Below are 10,799 nucleotides of genomic sequence, written 5' to 3'. Positions count from 1 at the left end.
AGCAAATTCTTTCTTCAACCATTCCGGGTCTTTAGTCATTTCCTTTATTGCATGATAGTAGCGTTTCGCCATATCAATGGAACTTGTTGTTAAAATGGCAGACTTTTGCGGACGGCCATTTTGGAAATCAAATTTGGTATAAGCATTATCTGGTCGAAAAATCTTATGAATGACTTTTTGAATATGATCATCACTTTCGAAAGAAGCTGGTTCGAGAAATGCTTCCTTTTCCATTCCATCCATTTGATCGATAATGTTATTTATTTCATCATCACTAAAATGAGCGTATTTTTCACTTTGATGCAGAAAAGCAAAAATATGATTATTTAATGATGTTGGTTCAATCGTATCTTCGTGCTCTACTTGAAATCCTAGTACAGCCCCATCATCTAAGGCATTCTTGATGGTATAGGTATGTAAAACTTCTCCATATTGGTCACGAGTGGTGCGAGCTAATTGACCTTTAGCTTGTTTTTTATTTTCATTAAAAATCGGTGTACCTGTAAAGCCAAACCATGTAGAGTTTGGAAAGAATCCCTTTATCGCTTCCATTCCTTCTGCACTTAACGCTCGATGGCATTCATCCACGACAAAGACAATATGTTGTCCCACTAGTTTCTTAAAGCGCTGAGTACCTTATAGGTCGTTGTATTTAGTTCTTGTCCATGATACTTTATACTTTCTGAATGGTTAATATAGTTCCGAATATTCAACATCAAGGAACCTGATCCCATGGTTGGGTCAAATACACTAAACAATTTTTTGTCTTCTTGACGAATTACAGAAATACGAGCCATCATGTCAGATACTTCATGAGGTGTATAGAATTCTCCAGCTTTTTTACCAGCTTCTGAGGCAAATTGGCCAATTAAGAACTCGTAGGCATCCCCAATAACGTCGCCATTATGCCCAATGACATCGACATCATTTAGCTTCTTCAGTACTTCTGTAATGGTTATGTTTCGTTGTTGATCATCGGATCCCAGTTTTTTTGATTTCAAGTCAACATCATCAAACAATCCATTAAATTGATCATATTTCGTAGATAAATCAATAAAGGCTTTATTCAGGTCATTCAACTGAAACGTGTTTTGTTTCGCTTGATTAGTTAATACATTAAATAAATACTTTCGTTCAATATCATAGCCCAGTGTATCAACTAACGTTTCAATCAAGTCATTTTTTATCTCTTCATCTGCTAATAAATCCATATACAATTGAGTTTGCTTCTCTTGTGTATTGTATTCTTCTTGCGATTCATCTGCTATTTCAACTACTTTTTCTAATAACTTGTCAGATAAGTACTTGTAAAAGATTAATCCTAATAGGTAGTTTTTGTACTCTGATGCATCCATTTTGCTTCGCAGGTTGTCTGCAGCACTAAATAATTTTGCGTATAATTCAGCCATGTTGCGTTCCTCACTTTTTTATTGTTGATCTAATTGCTTTAATCCTTCTAAATAACATTGCTCTTCAAGAGTTCAACTTGTTTCTTTGCCAAAGCTTGACGCTTTTTAAAAATGAAATATGCTTTTCCAATTATCCACTGCTTCTCAATACTTGGTAACTTGATTTCTAATTCTTTTAAAACGCTGGACTTAATTTTGGAACATTACTCATTGCATGGAGATAGCCATCTGCTTTTCATTGAGTATGATTCATTCAACGTATAACATAAATAGCTGCTACCCAATTGATCACATTCAATGATAAGTTTTGCAAAGTTTTGGTTTATGATCTTCACTTGGTTTAAATCACTCACTATCCCCGCTTTGAACTAACAATGCAACATCTCCAGTGTTACTCATAAAGCTTTCGTTATAATTGGAAATACTACCTAAAGAAATAGCTTATGAGTCTAAAAATGAACCGTCTAAATTATTCATTAGATCCTCGAGAGATTCCTTCCTATTTTAACAGTTACAGTATCTTCATGTTTCACATCCCACCCTCTTCAAAGAAGGGAATTCTTTTAAATTCTTAGTTACAACTACAACCTATCACTCTGAAAGTGCTTGGTCAATTTATTCCTTAACAATTACATAATAATATTTGTTGTTTTATAATTAAGTCCAAAAGATTCTTTAAAAGCAAAAGATGAAGAACTGATTACTTTACTGAAAAACTTACTCGTACATTTTTTCTAGATCTTGTTTATATGTAGGGGAATATGACGAGGAAGAGGAAGAGCTAGTACTAGGTTTTAGGTTTACGCTTGACTCCAGTTTAATAAAAAATACTAAACAACAAAATAATAAAAAGAAAATTCTCTATGTATTGTCTTTTTTTATAAAGTTATTACACTTTTTGCATTTAACACGGGACTGTTTATCTAAACAATTATAATTAAAAAAATCGCCAAATAAAAAAAACTTTATTTTTATAATTTTCAACATATATGTGCACCTGTTTACTTTTAGCGCGATCACTTCTTTAAAATGTCATTGCTTGCACAAGATTATATATCTCTGAATCTCTTAATTCTCTTATATTTTCCTCCTCTTTATTAATAGAGAACTATTACATATTCGTAATAGTTCTCTAATGACTTCTATTTTTTGTAATTAGCACTTATTAACGTATTGCTAATGACTTCAAATCTTTATTTGAAACTTTTACATCATAGTTACTTGAAAGATCCGCTTATAAGCTTCAACTTTTCGTTTTAACCTACTCATTGCTATGACTTCTTTAGTTCTTGTTAAATATGGGCTTTTCATTGTTCATCCTCCTAAAATGTGCAATAAAAAAATCACGACAGTCTCGTGATGATTTGTAAGTGTATTAAATTCTTCCTAACGGACTGGTAACACAAGCGCAAATTGTGCAGCATCTTCACTGACAGGCTTAATGAGTACGGGTTTCATTACTCCAGCAAACTGAATTAGTACATCCCTCTTAGTAAGACTTTGTAATGAATCCTTAAGGTAAACTACATCAAGGTTTAGTGTAATTTCTCCCTCTAAATCAGCTAAAAATAATTCCTCTTTTCCTGAAGAGATACTAGTTGTAAAAATAAGATCTAATGCAGGTAATTCAGAGTTTTTAAAGTGAAATTTCGCCACTTTCTTTTTATCCGGCTTCAAGGAAATTTTTGCTCTATCACAAGCTCTTATAAGCTCTTCCCTATTAACCTTAGACTGGCATTCAAAATCATTAGGAATTAGCTTAGTAATGTCTGGATAGGTCCCCTCCAAAAGCCTTGTGGTAAAAGTAAGATTATCTGTCTTTATGGTCATCCTATTTTCGTGAATGATCATTTCGCATTCTTTGACGTTTGATAGAATTTGAATAAGTTCATCAATCGACTTTTTAGGTAAGACGGTATTTTTCAATTCTGTAGCTTCCTGAAGTAAAGGAACTGCTTTAGCAGCTAACCTATGACTATCTGTTGCAATTAGAGTTAAATACTGACCATTTGAAACAATATGTACCCCTGTTAGGATTGGTCTTGTTTCATTTTCTGATGTTGCGTGTTTAACAGCTGAGAGACCTTCTGAAAAAAGAGTACCGTCAATTTTAAAGGAATTACCCTCTTGAAGCACGTCGACTACAGGGTAATCTTCACCATTCATAGTTGCAATGTTAAACTGAGATTTCCCCACTACTATGTTTACTTCATTTTTCGATTCCTTTTTGACTAATTTCACATCTCCTTTAGGTAAATTCTTCATCAATTCTTGAAAAAACGAGGCCGGAACCAAAAAAGATGTTTCTTTGGTTGCTTCTGTTAGTTCATTTGATTGAATCTGTAAACTAATATTTTCGTCCATTCCTCTAATAGATAAAGATGTTCCCTTAGCTTGAATTAATACACCAGATTTGATGTCGTCATTCTTATCAGATGCTACAGCTTTTGCCCTTTCTAATACTTGTAAAAAACCCTTTAAATGATTAATTTTTATGCTCACTTAAATCCCTCCTAAAATGTGTAATAAAATTTAATAGGTGAGCGCCCTACTAAACTAAGATTTATTCCTTATGACAACGCAAAAAAGCCCTATGGGCAGACTTCCTCTAAGAGAAAATACTACCCATAGGGCTTAAAACTTCAATGCAAGGCTCTATCTGAGCAATAAGAAATAAATATATGGTTATTATACTACTTTTTTTTATTAGATCAAATAAGTTATTTAACTACTAAAAGCCAACACTTACCTTTAACTATTTTTGTTCAAAGTGCAAGTATATCTTCTTCATAACCTACTATATACATGTAATACTAACTTACTATGAGATTAATTCAACACTCTTTAAAAAATCTTAAAGATCAAAATGGTAAAAAGGTAAGTTTTCCTGCAAAGTTTTTTTAATAAAGATTTTAGATCGTATCTGTAAAGTGATACGGTCTTTTTTTATTTGTATTTATTTAAAAAGGTGACACCCTAAAAACCTTAACAAACCTAGTCATATCAACTCTTCAAGTCACTTTTTAAAAACCCTCTCTATTATCACTATTATTTAATAGCAATTCGCCCTTTGGTTTTGCAAACCTGTATTTCATAATTTTTCGTTAATGTCTTAAAGACTAAAAGGTTGCCATTAAGGCAACCAAAACCAGTTTGTATGGTGGTTTTATTCATAAAACTTAGGTGTAACCAAAAAAACCATATATACCAATGGTTTAACCGACTTTCTAGAACTTGTCCCTTCTCACTCTCTATGTTACACACAGTAATTCGCTCTTTGTTTTGCAGCATTAATTTTATTGAGATTTGGTTATGCCATAAAGGCAAATAACTTAATAGATTGAATATTTTGAATAAAAGGAGGAATTTAACATTTTTTGTAGAAATTAGTTAACTAGATATTTAAGAATAGGAGGATATTATGAAAAAGAAATTTGTTTTCTCAAGTTTATTGGTTATTGTGTGTTTACTTACTACAATATCTGCACAAGCATATGGATTTTTAGGAAATAAAGTGCCTAACCCTAAAGGAATAACTTATTACATTGGTTCTTCGGTAGGATCATGGAATACCGATGCTAGACATGGAGTTTTTGCTTGGGATCCAGCACCTGAGATTGTGATTTATGGTCAAAAATACACAAAATCACAAGCTACGATAAGATTCGAATATTCATCAACTGATACAAATGACTATGCTACAGAAGTCAGTGAATGTCGTTGTAGTACTAGTGATTATTCAAACATAACTTTCTGGGCTGATTTTGGTCCTTTATCTGATGATCGAGAAAAAGAAACGGCAGCACATGAGGTTGGACATTCATTGGGATTAGCTCATGAAGATGATGTTCCTTCAATTATGGTATCGGGGCCAGAATGGCTAGATAGTATTTATCCTGTATCAGATGATTGGTCTGGCATTCGAGCGAGATATTAAGGAGGGGAATTTTCAAATGAAATACAAAGGGATTCTAATTAAAACGATTTTAGTTTCACTAATCTTTTTTGGTGGTATTTATATTTACAAAGATAACGAACCTGTTACTGAACAGTCTTTTTATGGTCACGGAAAACATGAAGGGTTTGAAAGTGTTGAAGCTATGGAGCATAAATCCACTTTAATTGTTATAGGGAAGAAATTAAATAAAGAGGAACCTACCATACTAGAAGATGGTGTAGTAGGTGAAGATGGATATGAAGGTATTATGGGTGGCTATACAATATCAAATTTTCAAGTTAAGAAGGTTATTAAAAATACTTCTGGTCAAGAAGTTATTAAAAATGATGTGATTTCTGTATTAGAAAATGCTGCTAGTGATACTATTGGTGATGGCAAAAAAAAGGTTAATTATTCTTTAGATGGATATGAACTTATGGAAAAAGGTAAACATTATATATTATTTATGGATGAAAGTAGCTCTGATCCTGGAACATTTATCCCTGTAGGTGCTGTATATGGTAAGGCTCCATTAGAAACAGATGAATTAGAATTTAATGGTGATGATAAAAGTGTTAAAAAACTAATTAAGGAAGCAAAAGCAAAATATAAAGATAAAATCAATTTGGTTGAAAATTAAAGCTAAGAGTATATCATATACATCTTTAGTTACCATAACATCAACAATACGAAGCGAGTAAAAGAGCCAAACTCAATGATATCAACGGGTTGGCTCTTTGTTACTTTTATAGATTATGCATTATTTTATACAATATTGATAGATTAACCTTTTTAGGGTATTTCTTAAATATTTTTGAGGTTCTTTGTTCACATAATGAGAGATATTGATTTTTTATTCTTATTTAGGATTTTACTATGGCTTAGAAAATATTAATTATTTAAACCTCTTTCAATACCACCAAAATTTCAATCAATTGCGGTAAATGAAAAAGATATATAAAGAAGATAAAGTGTGATAATAGCTAATAAACTGAACTTTCTCCATTCAATCTCGTGATACTTTAATCTATATTGTATTAATTCAATAAGTTGCTCTTGTTCTCCTATAGACCAATGTTTATAAGTTCTTTTTTGCATATTTCCTCTAATATATTTTCACTCTATTTCTTACTAAAAAAGGACCAACGCTTCCTCTTTGATTCTGGTAATAATTTACTAAGCAGTTCTTTCCCTACTACTTTTTCTGTAAGAATTGCCATCGTGCTTTTTAGTTCATTTTTAAACTCATCATCTTCGGGTATATGCTCCCATGTGGAACATCCTTTTATTAAAGCTGTCGTCATTTCATGAACATATGGTATATGGTAGACGTCTCCATTAATTGAAAATGAATCCCTTAGTTTATCTTCATACTTTGTACGCAGGTCTTTTGTTGAGTAGTTTAAAATCATTGAAATCTTTTCAGGGGGTATTTGTTTTCTAAACTCGCTATACTCATCAACGCTTCTATTCACTCGCACTGGATCAAAAGTTGAAGTAATGAATATATGGTCTGCTTGCTTTAAGATAACCCTTTCATGCTCATGTGTTAAATTATGAGACATATCATAAACGATTATAGGAATTTGACGTGCATATCCAATGAGATAAGCCGTTTTTAATAAAGACCACTTTTCTAATAAGTCGTTAGGTCCCTTTATGATATACGTAACATTCTCAACTTCTATATCGCTGCCCTTACGAATAACTTGGTCTTTATCTATACTTGAAAACCAACTTTTCCAATCTTCTTTTACTCTAACCTCTCCATCTATTGCTTCATACCAATATGGAGCTGCATATGGGCTTTCTACAAGACCTACATGAAGATTCAATGTTGCAAGGTGTTCAGCAAATAACTTAGCCATAGAGGACGATCCAGCCCCCTCAAACGCACTAGCAAACACTATTAATTTAGGTTGTACAATTAATTGTTGATATACCGGAACAATCTTTTCAACAACTCTTCCTTCTTGCGGACGTACACCGGAAACAATAATCTCTTCAGCAGCCTTTATCTCTTCTTCTACTTTCTTTTTTTTCATATCTTCTGTGGCTTTTTCAACTTGATTCCTGAAGCGGATTATATTTTTGAAATTTGGTTCTTGATTTAACTGCTGGATATAATCTTTTGGAAATGTACCTTCGTTAAAGATATCAGTAATGTTAAAAGTGGTTAGCTTTGCTAAAAATAAGTCATCTTCAGATCGATCACAGAAGAAAACGATCCTCAAATTATAACTAAAACGCCTAATATCCTCTATAATATTTTCCCATTCAACATCTGACTCACCACGATTATTACTTTCACCTAATAAATCATCACCTATAATAGTCATTTCCGGAGATACTTCATTTATTTTTTTCACCAGTGATCTTCTTGTAGGAACGATAGCAACAACATGACCTATACCAGATTTTTTTATATCCTCCTGTATCATGGCATCTAAATGTTCATTACCAGTGCCAATAATAACATCCATCTTTTAACTCACACCTTTTTTCTGACTATAGAAAAAGACTTTTTCTAACACTTCTCTAAATTCGATATATGAGACCTTTTCATTACTATGCAATGATTGAAAGACATTCCTGGTAACGTATTCCCATACCTTTTCGTTAACACCTGACGTTCCTGATTCCATTTTAGAAATCGCACTTCTAGATAAATTTACTCTTTCCGCTAATTCTGATTGAGTTAATCCAAGTTGCTTTCTAAATAAAAGGACACACTCCCCTTTATGAGGAGGGAGTAATATTTCAATTAAATTTGGATAAACAGATAAAAATTCCATCTTCTCTTCCTTTCTTAAGCAAAAAAAAGACGCACCTATCTCTTAGTCTTGATACCAAGAGATAAATGCGTCTTCCGCCTAACGATTCTATCAATTTACATTAAATTATACGTCAATATTCCCATATTATAAAGAAAAACTTTTTCCTAATATCAGCTTTTGATTAAAATTAATCATTTCAACAAATAATCTAGTTAATCAAAATACTGTTTTCAATTTTAATTTAATCAATACCTTCTGTAGCTTTGAAATAAAGTTTGATCAAAAATACCTTGCAAACCCATATTTTACGATAAATAAAAAGAATCCATTTTGAAAAAAGATTGATCAAAATGGATTCTTCTCCAGCAGATTTAAGTTTGGTTTTTATAAAAAAGTTTGATCATTCTACCTACGTTGTTTCACAATCTCGCTTTTTATTGTCGAAGAAAGAAAGCATTCAATTTGGATCTTACAAAAATAAGTAACACCCATTCTCAATTCATTAATTCAATAAAGTTCTAACATTATTTAAAAGCAATTGAAGTTTTATCACTCCAAGTTTCATTATAGTTTTAAACGCTCTTTTTGCCAAAGGTATGTTTAGTATACCAACTATAGTTATAACAATTAGGGCATAGCATGATATTTTTATCCAAGAAAATTGTGATGAAAAACCATCAGCACTAAACTCTGTTATTTCACGTATACTCCACCAACTCCGAGGATCAACAAATGCTGAAGAACATAAAAGTAATACTGAAAACAAAGCTATAAATTGAAGATAAAGTTTTTTTAATACTCCTACCAAATTAATCAACTCCTTTTTCTAAATTGATTCAACATTAAATTGAAACTATCCTGCCCAATAACAAATAATGAAATAAAAAACAGACTGCTGCTACAGTCCATTAATGTTCTACTCTAGCGCTTTTATTGTGGAAGATCGAACATTGGAGTGCTAATAATTCCTACAAAGGTTTCCAATTAGGGTCTTTTATATCATTCTGGCTTGGTTTTCTAACAGAATCAATACAAAATTCTGAGCATGCACCGAATTTAATAAAGTTTTCTTGTGCTTGCCTTAATGAAACATCATTTGCTCCCCCCTGGTAATCTGGATCTCGAAATTGTACACCATCGTCTTCCCAAAAGCATATTTTACAAATTGCATATGTATCTGTTGGCTCTTCATCCAATGTTTTATATCCACAACAAGGACAAGTATATTTCATGTAATCGCCTCACTCTATATAGAAAAAAGTCTATAATATTTCCTATAAAACTATCCACTTTATGTTCATAAATTAACTGAAGGGCATCATGAAAAAGATAATACGAATTGATAATACTTTACAAGCACTTCTAAACAATCATTCATTAACTTACATAAGGCTTTTCCTTATTCATTAAAAGCGCTTTCTATTGCTGAAGATAGCAATTTACTTGAAGAACTTGGTAATCCACGAACGGTCAGATACATTTAATAAATCTACAACAATGGATGCAACTTTCTCAAAATCTTCTACTGATTTTGCATTTTCAAAATTAAACCATATACCGTCTTCATCTATTGATTTGGCTCCTAACCTAAATCTTTCGTTTATATCATGGGCAGTAACTTTGTTTGGTGGAATGTACTCTCCCCAATGTGTTGCTATACCTTCTATTGTACAAATCGCTAATTCAACTACAAATGAGCCTCCCCATTTGTTAAATTGAAAAGTAATTAAATCTATGTTAGTTTCATTCTTTCTTCTAAAGTGAGGTAATGAGCCTTTAAATCCTTGTTCTCTTAAAAAAGGTATTGCAACTTTTTTTCAAGAAGTATTCATCATTTCCCTGTCATTCAATGCCATTTTTCATCCTCTTTTTTCTGATTGGTTTTCAACTATTCTACTCCTTTAGTATAAATGAAACTACTTACACTTCCTTTTCCTTTTCAAAGTGTGCTTCTCATTTCCTGAGGTATTTTTAAAAAAACTATAACCCTTTTTTCAAGAACAGCGCTTTGTTCGTAATATAAGTTTAACCAGGTTTTACTGGTTGAACTTTTTTTATTTAGTTTTATTATAGCGGTAGTCGGAGTAGAACGAAGCGCTTGTGGGACATGATCCCGTCCGCAAAACTGTTCACTCCCTACTTGTATAATCATGTTTCAGGCTGGTTGGGACAAAGATCCCGTTTAACAAGCGAACCTATGACAGTACAAGCAGCTCTAGGGACAACCGACTAATCTTAAATTCTAAGGAGGAGATGATTGATGAATCCAGTAATAGGTCTGGATGTTTCTAAAGGTGAAAGTCAGGTACATGCATTCTTGGATAAGGGACAACCTTTTCGTAAAAGCTTTAGTGTAAAACATACAGTAGAGGGTTTCGAAGCTCTATTAGTATTCTTAAAAGAGGTTGAAAAAGTAGCTGATGGTAAACAACCTTCGGTTATCTTAGAATCGACAGGACATTATCAATCTCCAGTCATTCAATTTTTGGAGCAACATCAATATATTTATATTATTGTGAATCCCCTAATCTCTTATCGAGCAAGAAGTGCAAGTTTAAGAAAGGTAAAAACAGACGCTGTCGATGCCTATCTTTTATGTGAATTATTCTATAAAGAAGAAATTGAACCGTATAAGAAAAGAGGTATCCAACTCTTAAACCTTCGTAATCTTACAAG

The 10,799-nt window shown here is 32.3% G+C and carries 9 protein-coding genes and 4 pseudogenes; 4 read left to right on the top strand and 9 right to left on the bottom strand.

The window, feature by feature from the left end; genetic code table 11:
- The 4 genes and pseudogenes from ACEWK1_RS26130 to dnaN all read right to left on the bottom strand — a co-directional run.
- A pseudogene (locus ACEWK1_RS26130) lies at nt 1-636 on the bottom strand (DEAD/DEAH box helicase family protein); the annotation flags it as partial.
- A pseudogene (locus ACEWK1_RS26125) lies at nt 633-1,409 on the bottom strand (type I restriction-modification system subunit M N-terminal domain-containing protein); the annotation flags it as partial. The pseudogenes ACEWK1_RS26130 and ACEWK1_RS26125, both read right to left, overlap by 4 nt.
- 18 nt (nt 1,410-1,427) lie before the next feature.
- Nucleotides 1,428-1,942: pseudogene (locus tag ACEWK1_RS26120) on the bottom strand (restriction endonuclease subunit S).
- Between the two features lie 853 nt (nt 1,943-2,795).
- The gene (gene dnaN / locus ACEWK1_RS26115; RefSeq protein ID WP_212137860.1) at nt 2,796-3,911 is read right to left on the bottom strand and encodes a DNA polymerase III subunit beta; all 1,116 of its coding nucleotides are present in this window, start codon (nt 3,909-3,911) and stop codon (nt 2,796-2,798) included.
- Nucleotides 3,912-4,226: 315 nt separating this feature from the next.
- On the opposite strand from dnaN, the pseudogene ACEWK1_RS26110 reads away from it, so the two are divergent.
- The 3 genes and pseudogenes from ACEWK1_RS26110 to ACEWK1_RS26100 form a co-directional block, all read left to right on the top strand.
- A pseudogene (locus ACEWK1_RS26110) lies at nt 4,227-4,313 on the top strand (Rep protein); the annotation flags it as partial.
- Nucleotides 4,314-4,830: 517 nt separating this feature from the next.
- The gene (locus ACEWK1_RS26105) at nt 4,831-5,346 is read left to right on the top strand and encodes a matrixin family metalloprotease (RefSeq protein WP_212137858.1); all 516 of its coding nucleotides are present in this window, start codon (nt 4,831-4,833) and stop codon (nt 5,344-5,346) included.
- Between the two features lie 16 nt (nt 5,347-5,362).
- Nucleotides 5,363-5,986: a hypothetical protein gene (locus ACEWK1_RS26100; protein ID WP_212137856.1), complete on the top strand. Its 624-nt coding sequence runs from the start codon at nt 5,363-5,365 to the stop codon at nt 5,984-5,986.
- Nucleotides 5,987-6,467: 481 nt separating this feature from the next.
- Here the strand turns inward: ACEWK1_RS26100 and ACEWK1_RS26095 are convergent, their stop codons facing one another.
- The 5 genes from ACEWK1_RS26095 to ACEWK1_RS26075 form a co-directional block, all read right to left on the bottom strand.
- Complete coding sequence (locus ACEWK1_RS26095) at nt 6,468-7,829, bottom strand: hypothetical protein (RefSeq protein WP_098798524.1); 1,362 nt, start codon at nt 7,827-7,829, stop codon at nt 6,468-6,470.
- Nucleotides 7,830-7,832: 3 nt separating this feature from the next.
- Nucleotides 7,833-8,141 carry a helix-turn-helix domain-containing protein gene (locus tag ACEWK1_RS26090; protein ID WP_098798523.1) on the bottom strand — a complete coding sequence of 103 codons (309 nt, stop codon included), beginning with the start codon at nt 8,139-8,141 and terminating at the stop codon, nt 7,833-7,835.
- A 484-nt stretch (nt 8,142-8,625) separates the two neighbouring features.
- Nucleotides 8,626-8,931 carry a hypothetical protein gene (locus tag ACEWK1_RS26085; protein ID WP_098798522.1) on the bottom strand — a complete coding sequence of 102 codons (306 nt, stop codon included), beginning with the start codon at nt 8,929-8,931 and terminating at the stop codon, nt 8,626-8,628.
- A gap of 160 nt (nt 8,932-9,091) precedes the next feature.
- A complete protein-coding gene (locus ACEWK1_RS26080; RefSeq protein WP_098798521.1) occupies nt 9,092-9,355 on the bottom strand; it encodes a CPCC family cysteine-rich protein in 264 nt (87 codons plus the stop codon).
- Between the two features lie 207 nt (nt 9,356-9,562).
- Nucleotides 9,563-9,928: a DUF4304 domain-containing protein gene (locus ACEWK1_RS26075; protein ID WP_098798545.1), complete on the bottom strand. Its 366-nt coding sequence runs from the start codon at nt 9,926-9,928 to the stop codon at nt 9,563-9,565.
- Between the two features lie 455 nt (nt 9,929-10,383).
- On the opposite strand from ACEWK1_RS26075, the gene ACEWK1_RS26070 reads away from it, so the two are divergent.
- Nucleotides 10,384-10,799: IS110 family transposase (locus ACEWK1_RS26070; RefSeq protein WP_416636793.1), on the top strand; the 416-nt coding region annotated here is incomplete at its 3' end.

This window comes from Metabacillus sp. YM-086 (assembly GCF_048059995.1).
Lineage (GTDB): Bacteria > Bacillota > Bacilli > Bacillales > Bacillaceae > Metabacillus > Metabacillus litoralis_B.
This window is presented reverse-complemented; position numbering and strand designations above follow the sequence as displayed.